Genomic DNA, 19,575 nt, shown 5'->3' with positions numbered 1-19,575 from the left:
CCCTCGCACACGTACGCACCGCACGAGCACCGCAGGCCGCACACCGCACCGGCAGGGAAGGTCCCCACCACGATGTCGCTTTCGCTGTATGTCGATTCCGCGCGCTGGCGCAAGCACATCGACCAGGTGCGCGACACCTTCCCGACCATCGTCCCGGTCATGAAGGGCAACGGCTACGGCTTCGACAACGCGCGCCTCGCGGACGAGGCGTCGCGCATGAACGTCGACACGATCGCGGTCGGCACCACCTACGAAGCGGCCCGGCTGAAGGACCACTTCGACGGCCGCGTCATGGTCCTGACGCCGTACCTGCGCGGCGAGGAGGCCATCCCGCTGCCGGACAGGGTGATCCGCACGGTCTCGTCCGTGCAGGCCACACGCGATCTGGTCGGCAGCCGCGTGGTCATCAGCTGTATGACCGGCATGAAGCGCGACGGCGTCACCGAGGACGACCTCGTCGCGTTGCGCGCCTCGCTCGAAGGCGTGCGCCTGGAGGGCTTCTCGCTGCACCTCCCGCTCGACCGCCCGGACGGCACCGACCCCGCGTCCGAGGTGGCGGGGTGGATGGACCGCCTGCACGCCGCCCGGCTGCCGCTGCACACGGTGTTCGTCAGCCACGTCCCGCCCGGCGGCTTCCTCGCGCTGCAGCAGCGTTACCCGGACACGGTGTTCCGCCCCCGGATCGGCACCGACCTGTGGCTGGGCGACCACGGCGCGATGGTCGCCCGGGGCACGGTCCTGGACGTCGTGCCCGTCTCGCGCGGCGAGCGCTACGGCTACCGGCAGCGCAAGGCCCCGTCCGACGGCCACCTGCTGGTGGTCAGCGGCGGTACCGCGCACGGCGTCGGCCTGGAGGCCCCCAAGACGGTACGCGGCGTCAAGCCGCGTGCGAAGGGCGTCGCCCGCGCGGGCCTCGCGACGGTCAACCGCACGCTGTCGCCGTTCTCGTGGGCCGGCAAGCAGCGCTGGTTCGCCGAGCCGCCGCACATGCAGGTCAGCCTGCTGTTCCTCGCCAACGACGTCGTGCCCCCGAAGCCCGGCGACGAGCTGGACGCCGCGCTCCGGCACACCACGACGCACTTCGACCGCGTGGTGCTGGGCTGACGCACCGTCACCGGCCCGCGTACGTCGTGTACGCGGGCCGCGCACGGCCCTCGCCGCACGGCAACGCGCGGGCGCACCGCGCTATTTGACGCCCTCGATCCCCAGCGCGGCCAGTTGCTCGCGCACCTGCTCCAGGACCTCCGGGCTGGTGTTCTTGGCGTCGCCGTCGAGGTTCCGCAGGTCGTGGACGGTGGTGTTCTTGGTGATCGTCGCGCAGACCACCGCCTTGTCACCGCCCTTCCAGTAGAAGGCGACGACGCTGCCCTTGGACGTCATCTCGTCCGTGTCGCAGCGCGAGGTGCTGGAGGTGTTCTCGAACTTGCCGACGACCCGGAACACCGCGTTCGACTTGGCGCAGTCGGTGATCTTCGGCGTCGAGTCGCTGGTGATGCAGTCGCCGACCTTGGCGTTGGACGCGTCGTCCTTGCCCAGGAAGTAGCCGATGATGCCCAGGACGACGATCACACCGACGACGCCGCCCACGATCCACGGCCACTTCTTCCTCCGCCGCGGCTGCATGTAGCCCATCTGGCCGGGGTAGGGCGGCTGTCCCATCGGGGGCTGCCCCATGGGCGGCTGCCCCCACGCGGGCTGCTGCGGGCCCGGCTGCGGGCCGGGGTACGGCGGCTGCCCGCCGTAGGGGGGCTGCTGCGGCGGACCGCCGTAGGGGGGTTGCTGGCCATACGGGTGCTGCTCACCGGGGCCCTGCTGTCCAGGCGGGCCGAAGGGGTTCGACATGAGGTGCACTCCGAACGTGTGCGAGAGGCCGTCAACAACAAGTCAAGGAACTGTCAACGAGCAGTCAGCGTAGGCCGAACGGGTCACGTCCCGCCCGTCAGCCCGCCCATCGTCCCGCACCGAACAACAGGGCGAAGACCACCGCGAAAGGTGCGACCAGCGCCAAGTACGCCGTGAACGCCGCCTTATGACGCAGCGTCACCTGCGCCAGCACGATCCACAGCGGCCACCACAGCAGCGTCGCGCGCGGCACCGAGAAGTACGCGCTGGAGATACCGAGCGACGCCACCGTGAGACCGATGTACGTCGCCTCCGCCCAGCGGCGCCCGCGCAGCAGATACGCCGTCAGCACGACGCCGACCGCGACGGCCAGCAGCTCCCAGCGGTACATCCACGTGAAGCCCAGGATCACCCCCGGACCGGTGTCGAACGCCCGGTTCCACGTATTGGTCAGCGCGTCGACCGGACCGACGAGGTGCCGGTCCCAGCCGGTGGCCTGCGCGCTGTTCCACGCCGTCCAGTCGCCGAGCCGCCGGTACAGGAAGCCCATGTAGATCAGTACCGGCAGCCCGCCGACGACCAGCCACGGCGCGTCCTTCCAACGCCGCCTGCCGTCCTTCGCGGTCAGGAACTCCACGGCCAGCGCGCACAACAGGAACGCGCCGTTGATCCGCACGAACATCGCGCCCGCGGTCAGCAGCCCCGCCCAGTGCCACACGCCCCGCTTCGCGCACAGCCACGCGCCGAGAGCCAGCACGAGGAACAGCCCCTCGGTGTAGCCGGCCGCCAGGAACACCGCGGACGGCGACAGCAGCAGGAGCAGCACCGCGCGCTCGCCGACGCCCGACGCGTTGTCGTCCAGCCCCGCGATGCGCGACAGCAGCACCATCGCGACCCCGCCGCACACGAACGAGATCAGCAGCCCGGCGACCACCCAGTTCCCGACGACCAGGTGCACGGCCTTGAGGAGGTAGGGGAAGCCGGGGAAGAACGCCTCCAGCGGAACCGGCGGCCCCGACTTGGGGTTTCCGTCGTAGCCGTACTCGGCGATCGTGCGGAAGTGCCGGAAGTCCCAGCGGTCCCACGTGTCGAGGAAGCCCGTCGGCTCGGTCGCGCCCTCCTCCGCGAGGATCCAGCCGGCCGACCCGACCACCAGGAGCATCGCGGGGCGGGTGACCAGCCAGAGCAGCAGCGCGGCCCGGTCGTCGCGCGACGGCATCCGCAGCAGGCGCATCAGCGGCGCCGCCCGGCCGGGGGTGCGCGGGGTGGCGGCCGGAGCGGTGGGTTCGGCGTCCGTACTTGTCACTGGTGGGCGATCGCTTCCGTGTCACCTGTTCCGGTGGCGCCGCCCCGACGTGCCCCCGGGACCTGGGTGGCGTCGGGCTGCGGTCCGCCGAGGACCGTCTCGCCCGCGTACGGCCCGTGGCGGTCGCCGTGGAACCCGTAGTGGTTGACGTACTGCCCCGGGACGAAGTTGAGCTTGTCGTCGGCGTGGTCGAGCACGCCGCCCGCGGGGTCGTCGCTGCCGTCCCCGCGCACCGAATCGTATTCGGGCCGCAGGATGTCGCGCACCACGAGGGCCGCGATGTACAGCAGCCCGACCAGGTGGATCATGATCGCGACCTGGTAGGCGTTCTGCGACAGGCCCTTGGACCCTTCGCCGCCCGCGTACGACTCGATGTAGAGCCACACGCCGAGGAAGTAGATGACCTCGCAGGCCTGCCAGATCAGCACGTCGCGCCACCGGGGACGGGCGAGCACCACCAGCGGCAGCAGCCACAGCACGTACTGCGGCGAGTACACCTTGTTGGTGAACAGGAACGCCGCGACGATCAGGAAGGCGAGCTGCGCGAACCGGGGCCGGCGCGGCGCGCACAGGGCGAGGGCCGCGATACCGGCCGCCATCAGCAGCAGCAGCCCGGTGACCCACGTGTTGAGCGTGTCGATGTCCATGGGCTCGAAGCGCTGCCCGAGGATCAGCCACAGCGACCCGAAGTCGGCGCCGCGTTCCTGGCTGAAGGTGTAGAAGAGCTTCCAGCCGTCCCACGCGAAGATCATGATGGGGAGGTTGACCGCGAGCCACGCCGCGATCGCCGCCCCGGTCGCCTTGGCGAACGCGGGCAGGCGCCCCGCCCGCAGGCACAGCAGGAACAACGGGCCGAGCAGGAGCACCGGATACAGTTTCGCGGCCGTCGCGAGGCCGAGGAGCACGCCGGCGAGCACGACGTTGCGCCGGGCCCAGGCCATCATCGCGACCGCGGTGAGGGCGACGGCGACCATGTCCCAGTTGATGATGCCGTTGAGGGCGAGGACGGGAGCCGCCGCGACCATCGCGGCGTCCCAGGGCCTTCGCCCCGACGTGCGGGCCACCGCGACCACCACGACGACCGCGCAGGCCATCATGATCAGCGCGTTGACCATGACGAACCACTTTTTCTCGTCCGTGATGTCGTCACCGAGGACGCGCGCCACCGACCCCGCGACATACATGACGCCGCCGGTGATGACCGGGTATTCGAGGTACTCCATGCCCTCGTCGCCGGTCTTGTCGAAGTACGGCACCGCGCCGTCGGCGAACCCGCGCCCCTGGTACAGGTGCGGCATGTCGCTGTAGCACGCCTTCGAGTACTGCGACCCGACGCCGAACCACCCGCCGTCGTAGCACGGCTTCTTCTGCACCAGCCCGAGCGCGAACGTCACGACGGCCAGCAGGATCAGCACCCGCGTGAGGTTCCACCAGCTGCCGCCGGCGCCGAACCGGACGCGTTTTCCGGCGGGCCCGCCGACCACCTCGCTGCCGGCGCGTACGACCGGGTCGTCACGCGACGGCAGCACGGGTTCGGACGGATTCGGCATCATGGCGCCAATCCTCTCGCAGGGATACGGCTGTGCCCCGCCGCGCTCGGCGACGGGGCACAGCGATCGTACGGGGCGACGCGATGTGGCGATGCTAGTTGTTGTTCCGCCCGCCGCCTCGGCCGGTCTCCGTGGCGGTGGTCGTCGGCGTGTTCGAATTACCGGGCGGCCAGTTCGGCCAACCGGGTCCGTTGTCGCCGGTCGGGGACGCCGTGGCGGTCTCCGTCGGGCTCTCCGACGTCTCCGGCGGCGACGGCGACGTCGGCGGCTCGGACGTCGGCGGCTCGGAGCTGGGCGGCGCCGACGACGACGGGGGAGCGGAGCTGGGCGGCGCCGACGACGACGGGGGGGCCGTCGGGGTGGGCGTCTGCTTGGGCGCGGGGTTCTCCGGCTCGGTGAACTCCGCGGCGGGCAGCTTGCTGGTCGCGGCCTTCATGTACGCCAGCCAGATCTTGGTCGGCGGGCCGCCGCCGTGCACCGCGTCGTACCCGAGCAGGCCTTCCAGGGAGTACCGGGCGTTGCGCTCGTCCTGGCCGAACAGCGCGACCGACGTCGACAGGTTCGGTGTGTAGCCGACGAACCACGCGGACTTGTTGCTGTCCGTCGTACCGGTCTTGCCGGCCGCCGGGCGCCCGAGGTCCTTGGCCTCCTTGCCGGTGCCGTTCTGGATGACGCCGACCAGCACGTCGTTGATGTTGTCGGCGATCTCCTCGTCGAAGACCTGCTTCGGCTGCGGCTTCGCGAAGTCGACCTTCTTGTCGTTCTTCTGGATCTCCTTGATCACGTACGGGTCGACGTGCTTGCCGCGCGCCGCGAACGTCGCGTACGCGGACGCCATGTCCAGCGCGGTCGGCTGGCTCACACCGAGGGCCATCGACGGCCCGGCGGCCAGCTCGGGGGTGTCCTCCGGAAGGCCCGCCTCGATGGCGGCCTTCCGCACGGCCTCCCAGCCCACATCGGCCGCGAGCTGGGTGAAGACGGTGTTCGCCGACTTCTCCATCGCGGTTCTGATGCTGATCTGGCCGTAGTCCGTATTGCCTTCGTTGGGGACGATGTACTGCTTTTTCGTCTGGGTATCCATGGCGTAGCCGCCGTCCGGCAGCTTCACCGGAAGGCCCGAGTCACCGTTGTAGAGGTCCTCCACGGTGATCGGATCGCCGTCGTACTTGCCGTTCTTCAGCGCCGCCGCGAGGACGAACGGCTTGAACGTCGAGCCGACCTGGATGTCGTCGCGCGTCGCGTCGTTGTACTCCTGCTCGACGAAGTCCGGGCCGCCGTACAGCGCGACCACCGCCCCGTCGCCGGGCACCACCGAGGCGACACCCACGCGGACGTTGCGGTCCGCGTCCCGTTTGTCGGGCTGGAGCTTTTCGTACAGCTGCTGCTTGACCGCCGCGACCGCGGCGTCCTGCTTGTCCTTGTCGAACGTCGTGACGATCTTGTAGCCGCCGAGCGCGAGTTCTTCCTCGCTGATGATGTTGTGCTCTTTGAGGTAGCTGTCGGCGAGCTGCATGAGGTAGCCGGCCTGGCCCGCCTTGCTCGCGGACGGCTTCGGCTTGATCGGCATCGGGAACTGCGCGGCGTCGGCGGTGGCCTGGTCGAGCCACTTCTCCTTGACCATGCCGTCGAGGATGTACTTGAACCGGCCCTGCACACGCGCGAGCCGGGTCTCGCTGATCTCGCCGTTCACGTAGACGTCGTTGAGGCTCGGCGCGTTCAGCAGCGTCGCGATGTACGCGCCCTCGCCGACCGTCAGGTCCTTGGCGTCCTTGTCGTAGTAGGCCTGCGCGGCGGCCTGGATGCCGTACGCGTTGCGGCCGTAGAACGACGTGTTGAGGTAGCCGGCCAGGATGTCGTCCTTGGTCATCTGCCGGTCCACCTTGATCGCGATGAACATCTCCTTGAACTTGCGTTCGAAGGTCTGCTCCTGCGAGAGGAACGCGTTCTTCACGTACTGCTGCGTGATCGTCGAACCGCCCTGCGTCTCACCGCCCTTGGCCATCGCGAGCGCCGCGCGGGTGAGGCCCGAGACCGACACGCCGGAGTCGGAGTAGAATGTGCGGTTCTCCGCGGCGAGCACCGCGTGCTGCACGTCCTTGGGCACCTGGTCGAGCCCGACGTTCTGCCGGTTGTACTTGCCGGTCTGGCCTATCTCGGTGACGCCGTCCGAGTAGTAGTAGATGTTCGACTGGATCTGCGTCGCGGCGTTGACGTCGGGCACCTCGACCAGCGCGTACGCCAGTCCGGCCACGCCGAGCAGCGACGCGATGAAGAACAGGAACATCGCGAGGATCTGCTTGAAGGACGGCAGCCAGCGCCGCACGCCCTTCTTGCCGTACCTCGGGTAGTCGATGAAGCGGCGCTTCTTCTTGCCGTTCCGGCCGGCGCGCCCGCCGCCCGGACCGCGGCCCTCCGGCGAACTGCCCGCGCCCTCGCCGCCGCGCCCGGGCCCCGACGGCCCGTTGCCGCCGCGTCCCCGCCCTCCGGAACCGCCGCGTCCTCCGCGCCCGCCGGACCTGGCCGCCTGTCGGGCCTCGGTCCGAGTCAACGGCCGTTCGGCCGGTTCGGACGCGGCGGGGGAGGGCGTTTCGGCGGCTGTCGGCGGAGGCGTTCCCGGGGTGGGGCCGCCCGCTCGGGGAGGAGGCGTGCTCCCCCGGCCGTGTGCGGCGCCGCTTCCCTCCGGACGCGGCTGCGACGACCTGCGACGGTGCTCACTCATGAATTCGCTGCTCCTCGGCCGTACAACGGGAGTCGGCCGTACGGGTCGTGGCTGTCCGCTCCCCAGGACGCCCCGGGAACGTGAACGGTTGCGCGCGCGACCGGACAAGCGCGCCTGACGGCAAGGGAGTCGGCGTTGTCGCGCGGGAGCGCTCGGAGGTACCACACGGCCGACCAGACTACGCGCGGACGCAACGCCAAAAACTCGGACGGCTCCGGGCATACCCGCCCGAGTGAACCCCCTGAGAGATGCCCGGGAACTTCTTCGTTCCGCGTGTCCAGGACAGCGCCGAAACCGCGTCCATGGCGCCCGAATGGCCACGAAGTGACCTGTACGAGACCCCTGCGTGACCACCCTGTGATGTCTGTCACCGACCCCGTCCTTGCACGGACGGAGTACTCGACCTATCGTTCCGATGTATTGTTCCGATGTATCGACTCGATACATCGAGCCGATACGACAGCCGCACAGCCGAAGCGACACCGGGCACACGACCGGACCTACGAGGTTGGAGGGGAAGCGGATGAGCAGGCGCGGAGGCGTCCTGGAGTTCGCCACTCTCGGCCTTTTGCACGACACCCCCATGCACGGCTACGAGTTGCGCAAGCGCCTCAACACCGTGCTCGGCCCCTTCCGCGCCATCGCGTACGGGACCCTCTACCCGTGCCTCAAGTCCCTCCTCGCGAGGGGCTGGATCACCGAAGAGGAACCCGAACAGGTCGCCGCGGCACTGGCCGGGGGCAAACGGGCCCGGATCGTGTACAAACTGACGGCGCAAGGCAAGGAGCACTTTCAGGAGTTGCTGTCCGAGTCCGGGTCCACGACCTGGGAGGACGAGAACTTCGGCGTGCACTTCGCCTTCTTCGGCCGTACCGACCGCCAGGTGCGCATGCGCATCCTCGAAGGCCGCCGCGGCAAGCTCGAGGAACGGCTTGAGCGGATCCGCAGCTCACTGTCGAACACACGGGAACGACTCGACGGCTACACGCTCGAACTCCAACGCCACGGGCTGGAGTCGGTCGAGCGCGAGGTGCGGTGGCTCAACGAACTCATCAACGCCGAGCGCGTCGCCGGGGAGACCCCGGAACCCCCGGCCGATGGGATCACCGGCAGCACCGACACCGGGGTGAAGCCCCGGCAGACCAAGCAGGACGCGGCCTCGGACCCGTCCGCAGCAACCAGTTGAGGCCCCCTTTAGTCAGGCGAGCCTCATCGAGAACACAGGGAGCAACCGGAATGGGTTCGGTTCGCGTAGCCATCGTCGGCGTGGGCAACTGCGCCGCTTCGCTGGTGCAGGGCGTCGAGTACTACAAGGACGCAGACCCCGACAGCCGCGTACCCGGCCTCATGCACGTGCAGTTCGGCGACTACCACGTGCGTGACGTCAAGTTCGTTGCCGCGTTCGACGTGGACGCGAAGAAGGTCGGATTCGACCTGGCCGACGCCATCGGTGCCAGCGAGAACAACACCATCAAGATCTGCGACGTGCCTCCGACCGGCGTGACCGTGCAGCGCGGCCACACCCTGGACGGTCTCGGCAAGTACTACCTCCAGACCATCGAGGAGTCCCCCGAGGCGCCCGTCGACGTCGTCAAGACGCTCAAGGACGCCGAGGTCGACGTGCTGGTCTGCTACCTGCCGGTCGGCTCCGAGGACGCCGCGAAGTTCTACGCCCAGTGCGCGATCGACGCCGGCGTGGCCTTCGTCAACGCCCTCCCGGTCTTCATCGCCGGCACCAAGGAGTGGGCCGACAAGTTCACCGAGGCCGGCGTGCCGATCGTCGGCGACGACATCAAGTCGCAGGTCGGCGCGACCATCACGCACCGCGTGCTGGCGAAGCTCTTCGAGGACCGCGGCGTCATTCTCGAGCGCACGATGCAGCTCAACGTCGGCGGCAACATGGACTTCATGAACATGTTGGAGCGCGAGCGCCTGGAGTCGAAGAAGATCTCCAAGACGCAGGCCGTCACCTCGCAGGTCGACCGCGACCTCGGGGCGAAGAACGTGCACATCGGCCCGTCGGACTACGTCGCGTGGCTCGACGACCGCAAGTGGGCGTACGTCCGCCTGGAGGGCCGCGCGTTCGGCGACGTCCCGCTGAACCTGGAGTACAAGCTGGAGGTCTGGGACTCCCCGAACTCCGCCGGCGTCATCATCGACGCCGTCCGCGCCGCGAAGATCGCCAAGGACCGCGGCATCGGCGGCCCGATCCTCTCGGCGTCGAGCTACTTCATGAAGAGCCCGCCCGTGCAGTACTTCGACGACGAGGCCCGCGACGCGGTCGAGGCGTTCATCAAGGGCGACGTCGAGCGCTGACCCGCGCCCACCCAGTCGCATCCCGCCGAACCGCGGCGCCCGCGGCAGGCGGCCACAACCGGAGGCCCGGCACCCCGTCTCGGGGAAGCCGGGCCTCCGGTGTTCCCGGACCCGATCACCCGCCGCCGCCGTGACGCCGCTCGGCCGGACGGACGCGCGCACCGCACAGCGGTACGTTTGCGTGCGTGGCCCTCCTGCGTGATCTCGCGTCCCTGCTGCGGCTGCGCGATTTCCGCCGGCTGTTCGCCACGCGGCTGACCTCCCAGCTGTCCGACGGGATCTTCCAGGTCGCGCTGGCCGGCCACGTCTTCTTCGCACCGGAGAAACAGACGTCGGCCGGAGATGTCGCCGCGGCGTTCGCGATCCTGCTGCTGCCGTACTCCCTCGTGGGGCCGTTCACCGGGGTCCTCCTCGACCGCTGGCGCCGGCGGCAGGTGCTGGTCTGGTGCAACGTGCTGCGCGCGGTCCTCGTCGCGGCCACCGCCGCGCTCGTCCTCCTCCGCGTGCCCAACCCGGTGTTCTTCACCGCGTGCCTCCTCGTGCTCTCGGTCAACCGGTTCGTGCTGGCGGGCCTGTCCGCGGCGCTGCCGCGCGTCGTCCCGGGGGAGCGGCTGGTGGTCGCGAACGCCGTCTCCCCCACCGCGGGCACGATCGCGGCCTCGGCGGGCGCGCTGGCCGCTTTCGTCGTCCATCTGTTCATCGCGGAGGGGCCGACCTCCACCGCGCTGGTGATCCTCATCTCCGGTGCCGGATACCTGGGTTCGGCCGCGGTCGCGGCGACGATGGCGGTCGACCTGCTCGGCCCGGACGCCGACCAGATCACGGCCCGCGTCCGCGACGCCCTCCTCGGAGTGGCCCGCGGCCTGCGGGACGGCGCCGCCCACGTCTGGGAACGCCGCGCCCCCGCCCACGCGCTGGGCGCGATCACGGTGATGCGCTTCTGCTTCGGCATCCTCACCGTCATGTCGCTGCTGCTGTCCCGCAACCTCTTCCACGACCCGCACAACACCGACGCCGGGATGGCGACGTTCGGGCTCATCGTCGGCGTCACGGCCGTGGGCTTCTTCGCCGCGGCGGTGCTGACGCCGATCGTCACGCCGCGCATCGGCGTACCGGGCTGGATCGTGGTGTGCGCGCTCCTGGGCGCGGTGACGCAGTTGAGCCTGGGGCTGACGTTCGCGCTGGGCCCCCTGCTGGTCGCCGGCTTCCTGCTCGGGCTGGTGTCGCAGGGCGCCAAGATCGGTGTGGACACGATCGTGCAGACCACCGTCGACGACGCCTTCCGGGGACGCGTCTTCGCGGTGTACGACGTGCTCTTCAACGTGGCGTTCGTCGGCGCCGCCGCGGTGTCGGCGACCGCGCTCCCGGCCGACGGCCGCTCGGCCCCCGTGCTGTGCGCCGTGGCGGCGGGCTTCGCGGCGACCGGCCTGGGATACGCCGCGGCGGTCCGGCGCCACCCGCCCCGGCCGCTCGACGGCGGTACCACCGGCCCCGCGAAGTCCCCGCAATCCGGAGAACTCGGGAAATCCGGAAACCAGGGGAGATAACACCATCCCGAAAAGGACGAAATGCGCGGACTTGCCGACGGCACGACGCGTCCGCGTTCCACCGGGAAACACACTGAATATCACACATGCGAAGATTCGACGGCGAGATACGCGTTTGTCGATATCCGCACGCCCACGAACGACTACCGCCGGTGCAATTCCGGGACGGGTGCAAACATTCCGCTTCGCACCGACAACGCAGGGCGCACGGTGCTTTTGTGCGTGATGCAGATCGCGTGATGCATATGTGATCGAATTCGCGTGCGCGGTGTCAGGACGAAGCTCTAGGGTTTCCAGGGCTTGAATGTCCCCCAAAGCAATCCGACGGAGCCCTCCCCGTGTCAAACCCCTTCGCCGGCGGACCGCAAGGCCCCGGCCAGCAGCCGCCTTACGGCCAGCAGCCCCCGCAGCAGCCGTACGGTCAGCCGCAGCAGCCTTACGGCCAGCCGCAGCCCAACTTCTACGCCGGCCCGCCGCCGGTGCAGCCGCAGCAGCAGCGGAAGCCGTGGCTCAAGTGGCTGCGCATCGGTGTGCCGATCGTCATCATCGCGATCGTCGCGATCGTGTATTTCGTCGGCAACAAGGACGACGCCACCAAGGCGGACGTCGGCGACTGCCTGAACAGCAGCAAAGACGTCGACGACATGAAGACGGTCGGCTGCGACGCGAGCAACGCGGCGTTCCGGGTCATCGAGAAATTCACGGACACGTCCAGCACCAGCAAGTGCGAAACGGAGGAGCTGTCGGCCAAGGGCTACGTCACGTCCCTGCGGTGGACCGGGTCGGGCAAGGGCGTGCTGTGCCTGACCATCACGAGCCACACGACCCTGCAGGACATCCACAACGTGCCGGGCGGCTCGATGTTCGAGCAGGAAGACCTCGACGCCCTCCGCGAGGAGTTCGCCTCCCAGGGTGTCGAAGGCGTGAAGTAACGCCGCGCTCTTCTGCGCACCCGCGACAGCGAAAGGGCCTCCCCCTCACCCGAGGGGGAGGCCCTTTCGCCTGTCACACCGCGGTCAACTCTGCTCCGCCCACCACGACCGCAGCTCCGCGACCGCCGTCTCGTGGTCCATCGGCCCGTTCTCCAGCCGCAGTTCGAGCAAGTGCTTGTACGCCCGCCCGACCAGCGGCCCCGGCGGCACGCCGAGGACGCGCATGATCTCGTTCCCGTCCAGGTCCGGCCGGATCGCGTCCAGTTCCTCCTGCTCCTGGAGCCGCGCGATGCGCTCCTCCAGCGAGTCGTACGCCCGGGCGAGCGCCGCCGCCCGGCGCCGGTTGCGCGTCGTGCAGTCCGAGCGGGTCAGCTTGTGCAGCCGGTCGAGCAGCGGCCCGGCGTCGCGCACGTAGCGGCGCACGGCGGCGTCGGTCCATTCGCCCGTGCCGTAGCCGTGGAAGCGCAGGTGCAGCTCCACCAGGCGCGTCACCTCGTCGGTGACGTCCTTCGGGTACTTGAGCGCCTTCATGCGCTTCTTGGTCATGTGCGCGCCGACCACCTCGTGGTGGTGGAACGACACCCGGCCGTCGTCCTCGAAACGACGTGTGCGCGGCTTGCCGATGTCGTGCAGCAGCGCCGCGAGGCGCAGCACGAGGTCGGGCTCGCCCGGCTCTTCGAGGTCCATCGCCTGTTCCAGCACGGTCAGGGTGTGCTCGTACACGTCCTTGTGCCGGTGGTGCTCGTCCAACTCCAGGCGCAGAAGCGGCAGTTCCGGCATGATCCGGGCCGCGATGCCGGTCTCGACGAGCAGCAGCAGGCCCTTGCGCGGGTGCGGCGAGCAGACGAGCTTGTTGAACTCGTCGCGCACGCGCTCGGCGGAGACGATGTCGATCCGGTCGGCCATCGCGGTCATCGCGGCGACGACCTCGGGGGCGACCTCGAAGTCGAGCTGGGCGGCGAAGCGGGCCGCGCGCATCATGCGCAGCGGGTCGTCGCCGAACGACGCCTCGGGGGTGCCGGGGGTGCGCAGAACGCGCGTCGCGAGGTCGTCCAGACCCCCGTAGGGGTCGACGAACGTGACGCCCGGCAGGTCGACGGCCATCGCGTTCACCGTGAAGTCGCGGCGCACCAGGTCGTCTTCGATCGCGTCGCCGTAGCTCACCTCCGGCTTGCGGGACGCGCGGTCGTACGCCTCCGAGCGGTAGGTCGTGACCTCGATCTGGAAATCCTGCTTGCGGCAGCCGATGGTGCCGAAGGCGATGCCGACCTCCCAGACGGCCTCGGCCCACGGGCGCACGATCGCGAGGATCTGCTCGGGGCGGGCGTCGGTGGTGAAGTCGAGGTCGTTGCCGAGCCGGCCGAGGAGTGCGTCGCGTACCGAGCCGCCCACGAGGGCCAACCGGTGACCGGCGGCCTCGAACCTGCGTGCGAGGTCGTCCGCGACCGGGGCGACGCGCAGCAGTTCGGCCACCGCGCGGCGCTGGACATGGTTGAGACGGTCGGACGGCACGGCCGTCGACGGGTCCGTCGCGACGGGTTGCGGTGTGTTCTTCGCGTGGGGCACGACGTACAAGGGTACGGGGAGGCCGTTCGCGGATCGCGACCTTTATCGCATCCGGGGCCCGGGCGGGGTGATCTTGCCGCCCATCGGCGCGGCGTCGCGCACTAGGATTTCAGGATGCCCTCCGAGACCCCCCCGTCACGGCGGAGGCTCAAGGCGGTCGAGGAACACTCGGCCGGCGGCCTCGTCGTGGACCGGGGCACGCTGCGGGCCGCGTTGATCGCACGTCGCGATCGCCGCGGCCGGCTGCTGTGGTCCCTGCCGAAAGGGCATATCGAAGACGGTGAGAGCGCGGTCGACGCGGCGCTGCGGGAGGTGGAGGAGGAGACCGGCATCGTGGGCCGCGTCCTCGCTCCCCTCGGCGTGATCGACTACTGGTTCACCGCCCCCGACCGCCGCGTCCACAAGACCGTTCAGCATTACCTGATGGAAGCGGCCGGCGGGGATCTTTCCGACGACGACATCGAGGTCGAGGCGGTCGCGTGGGTTCCCTTGGGCGCGCTGTCGGCACGGCTCGCGTACCCGGACGAGCGCAGGCTCGCGGTGCGCGTGCCGGAACTGTTGGCGGACACCGCGTGACCGGTGTCCGCGGCGGTGCCAGAGGCGCGGTCGGCATGGTGATGCTGGTCATGATGCTGGCGGCGACGCTGGTCACGGCCGGTGTCTCGCGGGCCGCGGAGACGGCGGCGGGCAAGCCGCCGGTCGAAGTGGTGGTGCGGTCCGTCGCGCCGTCGGTGCTGCGGCCGGAATCGGACCTGACGGTCCGCGTCGAGGTCGTCAACAACACCGGCCGCGATCTCGACGACGTCACGCTGCGGATGCGGATCGGGGCGGACGAGATGACCGTCCGCGACGAGCTGTCCGACGACGCGACGACGATGCGGGACGTCTCCGAGACGGGCGCGACCGTGCGCGTTCCGGTGGTCCGGGCCGGGCAGCGCGAGTCGCGTGATCTGAAGGTGCCGGCGGACAAGCTGGGGCTGAACGACGACACGGCCGGCGTCTACGCGCTCGACGTCGACGCGGTGGACGACGGTTCGCGGGCCGCGACGTCGCGGTTGCTGATGCCGTGGATTCCGGAGGGGACGCGGGAGGTCGCCAAGACGCGCATCGGCGTGCTGTGGCCGCTGATCGACCAGCCGCGCCGCGATGGCACGACGCTCGGCGACGAGGGGCAGACGCCGGTCTTCCTCAACGACGGCCTGAACACCGATCTGGCGGACGGCGGGCGGCTGCAATCCCTGGTGGACTCCGGGTCGTCCGTGCCCGGGGTGACGTGGGTGGTCGACCCCGACCTGCTCGACACCGCCTCGGCGATGGTCGGCGGCTACCGCGTGGCGCCGCCGAAGTCGGCGGAGGACGAGGCCGCCGAGGCGAAGGCCGACGCGGAGGCCGAGGCCGCCGCGAAGGACGGCAAGGAGGGCCGCAAGTCCGACACCGAGACGGCCAACGCGGCGCCGCGCACCGAGGAGGAGACCGAGCCGGGGACCGGCGGTGCGACGGCGGCGGCGTGGCTGGAGCGGCTGCGCCGGGCGGCCGACGGCCACACCGTCGTCGCGCTGCCGTACGCGGACACCGACCTGGCGGCGGTCGCGCACGCCGGCCCGTTGAGGTCCGACCTGACGGCGGAGCTGGGCCAGGCGACCGCGCTGGGCCGGGACACCGCGCAGCGGGTGCTGCAGCGGCCGGTGCGCGCGGACGTCGCGTGGCCCGTCATGGGCGCGGTCGACAACCCGGTCCTGGACACCGCCAGGGCGAACGGCTCCTCGCTCATTGTGGCGTCCGGGTCGAGCCTCCAGCCGCGCGACCCGCATCTGACGTACACCCCGTCGACGCGGCTGCCGCTGACCGACACGACCAGCGCGATGGTGACCGACCACCGTATCGACACGCTGCTGGCCGGCGGGATGAACGCGCCGGAGCGCCGTCTGGAGATCCAACAGGCGCTCGTCTCGGAGCTGTTCACCATCGCGATGGAGCAACCGCAGCTCCAGCGCTCGCTGTTGATCGCGCTGCCGCGCACCGCGGACGCCTCGCTCGGGCAGGCGGTGGCCGGTGCGCTCAAGGCGGTGTCGGGGGCCGACGGCTGGTCCGAGATGGTGTCGCTGGACGCGCTGGCGCAGACCTCGGCGGGCGAGGACCGCACGATGAAGGTGTATCCGCAGGAGCTGAAGCGCACCGAGCCGGCCGAGCGCTACCTCAAGTCGATCCCGCAACTCCAGTCGTCGGTCGCGGTGTTCGCGGGGATCCTCAGCAAGCCCGAGCGGATCACCGACCCGTACGACCCTGCGGTGCTGCGCACGCTCTCGACGGTGTGGCGCGCCGAGACGATGGACTCCGACGCTTATCGGCTGGACGTGACGCGAAGCCTGCGAGTGCTCCAGCAATTGGTCCGCATCGCCCCGAAGACGAGTGTGACGCTGTCGGGTGAGACCGGCCAAGTGCCCGTCACCATCATCAACGGCCTCCAGCAGGCGATCACGATCAAGCTGTCGGTGGAGTCGCGGCAGCCGAACCGGCTGACGCTGTCGCCCACGGAGGAGCGCACGATCCCGGGCGGGCACACGTCCGCGATCGCGATCGACGCGAAGTCGGCCGCGAACGGCAAGGTGATCGTCGACGTGCGTATTCTCACGCGCGACGACAAGCCGTTCGGGCCCACGCAGACGTTCTATGTCAACACCACCAGCATTGACGGCATCACCTTGGGCATCATTGGGGTGATCGCGGGCCTGCTCGCGCTGTTCTCGCTCCGCGCCTACCTGCGCCGGCGGCGTATCGCGGCGGCGGGGGAGGACGAGGCCGGCGAGGGTACGGATACTGACGGCGGCGACGGTCCCGGGCCGTTCGGGAGCGGGCCGGACACGCACGGGGGCAACGAGGGGGCAACGACGGGGCAGGGGAGTCGGGATCGGCCGGGAGACCACCACGCTCCGGCTTGACCGTATTTGCGCCCGATGTCCACATGTCAACGGACACCGGGCGTCGGGGAACACCACAGCGTGCCCCGGATGAGAAAGTGGGGACTGGAGCCGACCAAAAGACCAGCTGAAGCGGAAGACGAGGGCCTGCCCGCATGAACGACCGGAGCGACGAGCGACAGCCGTACCACGGCGGCACGGACGACCCGGGCGACGGGCAAGCACCACCAGGGTCATATGTGGCGCCTTATCAGGACGAGCCCCACTCCGCCGACCCCTACTTGGGGCAGTACGGTCACCACTACTCGGATCCCGCCCAGGAGTACGCGCCGTATCCGTCGCCCCCTCCCCCCGGTCCGGCGCACACCCCGCAGGGTTCGCACGGCGACAGCGGCGCGTGGTTCCGCGACGACGACGGCCAGGGCGGCGGTCTCGACGACGCCTTCGCCCCCACGCCGCAGCCGCCCGGCGTCGGCCCCGGCCAGGGCTACGGCGGGCCGGGATACGGCCAGGCCGGATACGACAGCGGCCCGGGCTACGGCGCCCCGCAGACCCCGGACCAGAGCCAGAGCCAGGGGCAGGGGCAGGGCTACGGACAGCAGCCCTACGGCGCCGCGTACGGGCAAGGCGGCACCCCGGGCTCCCCGAGCGGCTACGGCGGCCACGACGGACAGCAGGGCTACGGCGGCTCCCAGGGCTACGGCGCCGACCCCTACGCCGCCCAGGCGCAGAACCAGCAGTTCGGCGCGCAGGTCCCCCCGCAGCAGGAGCAACAGCCGTACCAGACGCCCGAGCACGGCGGTTACGGCGGCCAGGGCAACTACCAAGGCCACTACCAGGCCCCGCACGAGGCGCCCCCGGCTCCGGAGCCCCAGGCCCCGCCCTCGTCCGGATCGCGTTCGTCCGGCGGCTACGGCGCGGGCGGCGGCTGGGGCGACTACGACCGCCCCGGCGGCTGGCTCATGGACCAGACGCTCACCGGCATCCACCTCGGCCTCACCGGCGAGATCGGCATGCCGACGTACACCGAGGCCTACCAGCGCTACGAGAGCCGCCAGCGCGCCGAGGCCGAGGCGGAGGCCGCGAGTTCGGTCGGCGTCCTCGAACCCGACGTCGCCCTGCCCGAGCCGTCCCAGTCGCCCGTCTACCGCCTGCCCGGCAGCGGCGCCGAAGAGCGCATGGCCGGCATCCCGGTCGGCGGGAAGAAGGGCGGCAAGCTCTCCGGGATGATGCGGTCCAGCGCCCTCATGGCGTCGGGCACGATCATCTCGCGCATCACCGGCTTCGTCCGCAGCCTCGTGATCGCGGCGGCGCTGGGCACCGCGGTGTTCGCGAACACGTACAACGTCGCCAACACCATGCCGACGCTGCTCTACATCCTGGTCGGCGGCGGCGCGCTCAACGCGGTGTTCGTACCGCAGCTCGTGCGTGCGATGCGCAACGACGACGACGGCGGCGAGGCGTACGCGAACCGGCTCCTCACGCTCGTGATGGTGATGCTGCTCGCGCTGACCGCGCTGGCGGTCGTGGCGGCCCCGTGGCTGATCCGGATCCTGGCGAACTCACTCGCCGAGCAAGAGGCCGAGTTCGAGCTCGCCACCACGTTCGCGCGCTACTGCCTGCCCATCATCTTCTTCATGGGCCTGCACGTGATGTTCGGCCAGATCCTCAACGCCCGTGAGCGCTACGGGCCGATGATGTGGACGCCGGTCCTCAACAACGTCGTCATCATCGCGACGTTCGGCCTGTACATCTGGGCCGCGGGCACGCAGAACAGCAGCGGCATGACGGCCGCCCGGATCACCGACGACGAGGCGCGGCTGCTGGGCATCGGCACATTGCTCGGCATGATCGTGCAGTCGCTCGCGATGGTCCCGTACCTGCGGGCCGCGCGGTTCCACTTCCGCCCGCGCTTCGACTGGCGCGGCCACGGCCTCGGCAAGGCCGCCGGACTCGCCAAGTGGACCTTCCTGTTCGTGCTGGCGAACCAGCTCGGCTACCTGGTGACCACGCAGCTCGCCAACGCGATCGACAGCGACGCGCAGACCAAGGGCATCACGTGGGGCGTCGGCTTCTCGGCGTACACCAACGCGCTGCTGGTCTGGCAGTTCCCGCAGGCGGTCATCACGGTGTCCGTCATGGCCGCGATGCTGCCGCGCATGTCGCGGGCCGCGGCGGACAACGACACCACGTCGGTACGCGACGACATCTCCGCCGGCCTGCGCATGTCGGCCGTCGCGATCGTGCCGTGCGCGGTCCTCTTCGTCGCGCTGGGACGCGACATCGGCGGCCTCATCTTCGCGCCGACCGGGCAGAACAGCGCCCACTGGATCGGCTACATGCTGATGGCGCTCGGGCTCGGCCTCATCCCGTTCTCCGCCCAATACGTGCTGCTGCGCGGCTTCTACGCCTACGAGGACACACGGACGCCGTTCCTCAACACCGTCTGGGTGGCCGCGACGACGGCGGCGCTGTCCGGGCTCGCGTACCTCGCGCTGCCCACCAAGTGGGCCGGTGTCGGCATGGCCGGCGCGTACGGCGCGGCCTACCTCGTCGGTGTGCTGCTCGCCGCGCGCCGCCTCAAGGCGCGGATCGGCGACCTCGACGGGCGCCGGGTGACGCGCACGTACACGCGCCTGATCACCGCGGCGGCGATCGGCGGCGTCGCGGCGTTCGCCACCGCGCGCTTCTGCACCAACGCGATGGGCAGCGGATTCGGCGGGTCGCTCGCCGCGGTGCTGGCGGGAACCGTCGTGATGATCGTGGTGTTCGTGATCGCGGCGAGCCGCATGCGGATCGAGGAGATGTCCGCCATGACCGGAATGGTGAAGGGAAGGCTCGGACGCTGATCGAAACTTTGCTCGCTTGTCCGCAGTCGG

The 19,575-nt window shown here is 70.2% G+C and carries 13 protein-coding genes; 8 read left to right on the top strand and 5 right to left on the bottom strand.

The window, feature by feature from the left end; translation table 11 throughout:
- Positions 1-72 precede the first annotated feature (72 nt).
- Positions 73-1,104, top strand: coding sequence for an alanine racemase (locus LO772_RS18060; protein WP_231773059.1), 1,032 nt, complete (start codon positions 73-75; stop codon positions 1,102-1,104).
- A gap of 81 nt (positions 1,105-1,185) precedes the next feature.
- On the opposite strand, the gene LO772_RS18055 is transcribed toward LO772_RS18060, so the two are convergent.
- The 4 genes from LO772_RS18055 to LO772_RS18040 all read right to left on the bottom strand — a co-directional run bounded on the left by LO772_RS18055 (position 1,186) and on the right by LO772_RS18040 (position 7,246).
- Positions 1,186-1,842, bottom strand: a complete 657-nt coding sequence (locus LO772_RS18055; RefSeq protein WP_231773058.1) for an LppU/SCO3897 family protein — start codon at positions 1,840-1,842, stop codon at positions 1,186-1,188.
- Positions 1,843-1,939: 97 nt separating this feature from the next.
- Positions 1,940-3,148, bottom strand: coding sequence for a mannosyltransferase family protein (locus LO772_RS18050; protein ID WP_231773057.1), 1,209 nt, complete (start codon positions 3,146-3,148; stop codon positions 1,940-1,942).
- Positions 3,145-4,698 carry a glycosyltransferase family 87 protein gene (locus tag LO772_RS18045; RefSeq protein ID WP_231779612.1) on the bottom strand — a complete coding sequence of 518 codons (1,554 nt, stop codon included), beginning with the start codon at positions 4,696-4,698 and terminating at the stop codon, positions 3,145-3,147. The genes LO772_RS18050 and LO772_RS18045 overlap by 4 nt, the downstream gene beginning before the upstream one ends.
- A 94-nt stretch (positions 4,699-4,792) precedes the next feature.
- Positions 4,793-7,246, bottom strand: coding sequence for a transglycosylase domain-containing protein (locus tag LO772_RS18040; protein WP_231773056.1), 2,454 nt, complete (start codon positions 7,244-7,246; stop codon positions 4,793-4,795).
- 694 nt (positions 7,247-7,940) lie between these two features.
- Between LO772_RS18040 and LO772_RS18035 the strand changes: the two genes are divergently transcribed.
- From LO772_RS18035 to LO772_RS18020, 4 genes are all read left to right on the top strand, one after another.
- Positions 7,941-8,603: a PadR family transcriptional regulator gene (locus LO772_RS18035; protein ID WP_231773055.1), complete on the top strand. Its 663-nt coding sequence runs from the start codon at positions 7,941-7,943 to the stop codon at positions 8,601-8,603.
- Positions 8,604-8,653: 50 nt separating this feature from the next.
- Positions 8,654-9,733, top strand: a complete 1,080-nt coding sequence (locus tag LO772_RS18030; RefSeq protein WP_231773054.1) for an inositol-3-phosphate synthase — start codon at positions 8,654-8,656, stop codon at positions 9,731-9,733.
- Between the two features lie 185 nt (positions 9,734-9,918).
- A complete protein-coding gene (locus LO772_RS18025; protein ID WP_231773053.1) occupies positions 9,919-11,280 on the top strand; it encodes an MFS transporter in 1,362 nt (453 codons plus the stop codon).
- A gap of 338 nt (positions 11,281-11,618) precedes the next feature.
- Positions 11,619-12,212, top strand: coding sequence for an LppU/SCO3897 family protein (locus LO772_RS18020; RefSeq protein WP_231773052.1), 594 nt, complete (start codon positions 11,619-11,621; stop codon positions 12,210-12,212).
- 84 nt (positions 12,213-12,296) lie between these two features.
- Here LO772_RS18020 and LO772_RS18015 read toward each other — a convergent pair whose 3' ends face one another.
- On the bottom strand, positions 12,297-13,724 hold the full coding sequence (locus tag LO772_RS18015) for a CCA tRNA nucleotidyltransferase (RefSeq protein WP_231779611.1): 1,428 nt from the start codon (positions 13,722-13,724) through the stop codon (positions 12,297-12,299).
- 168 nt (positions 13,725-13,892) lie between these two features.
- On the opposite strand from LO772_RS18015, the gene LO772_RS18010 reads away from it, so the two are divergent.
- The 3 genes from LO772_RS18010 to murJ all read left to right on the top strand — a co-directional run bounded on the left by LO772_RS18010 (position 13,893) and on the right by murJ (position 19,545).
- A complete protein-coding gene (locus tag LO772_RS18010; RefSeq protein WP_231773051.1) occupies positions 13,893-14,354 on the top strand; it encodes an NUDIX hydrolase in 462 nt (153 codons plus the stop codon).
- Positions 14,351-16,717: a DUF6049 family protein gene (locus LO772_RS18005; protein ID WP_231773050.1), complete on the top strand. Its 2,367-nt coding sequence runs from the start codon at positions 14,351-14,353 to the stop codon at positions 16,715-16,717. Before LO772_RS18010 ends, LO772_RS18005 begins: the two co-directional genes overlap by 4 nt.
- Positions 16,718-16,851: 134 nt before the next feature.
- Positions 16,852-19,545 carry a murein biosynthesis integral membrane protein MurJ gene (gene murJ, locus LO772_RS18000; RefSeq protein WP_231773049.1) on the top strand — a complete coding sequence of 898 codons (2,694 nt, stop codon included), beginning with the start codon at positions 16,852-16,854 and terminating at the stop codon, positions 19,543-19,545.
- The last annotated feature ends 30 nt before the right edge of the window (positions 19,546-19,575 follow it).

Origin of the sequence: Yinghuangia sp. ASG 101 (assembly GCF_021165735.1) — a bacterium.
In the GTDB taxonomy this organism is placed as follows: Bacteria; Actinomycetota; Actinomycetes; order Streptomycetales; family Streptomycetaceae; genus Yinghuangia.
Note: the sequence above shows the minus strand (reverse complement) of the source record. Positions and strands in the feature narration are given on the sequence as shown.

Coding starts and splice junctions, on each gene's coding strand:
- LO772_RS18010 (WP_231773051.1), top strand. CDS start 13,893: ATGCCCTCCGAGACCCCCCCGTCACGGCGGAGGCTCAAGGCGGTCGAG.
- murJ (WP_231773049.1), top strand. CDS start 16,852: ATGAACGACCGGAGCGACGAGCGACAGCCGTACCACGGCGGCACGGAC.
- LO772_RS18055 (WP_231773058.1), bottom strand. CDS start 1,842: ATGTCGAACCCCTTCGGCCCGCCTGGACAGCAGGGCCCCGGTGAGCAG.
- LO772_RS18035 (WP_231773055.1), top strand. CDS start 7,941: ATGAGCAGGCGCGGAGGCGTCCTGGAGTTCGCCACTCTCGGCCTTTTG.
- LO772_RS18045 (WP_231779612.1), bottom strand. CDS start 4,698: ATGCCGAATCCGTCCGAACCCGTGCTGCCGTCGCGTGACGACCCGGTC.
- LO772_RS18060 (WP_231773059.1), top strand. CDS start 73: ATGTCGCTTTCGCTGTATGTCGATTCCGCGCGCTGGCGCAAGCACATC.
- LO772_RS18030 (WP_231773054.1), top strand. CDS start 8,654: ATGGGTTCGGTTCGCGTAGCCATCGTCGGCGTGGGCAACTGCGCCGCT.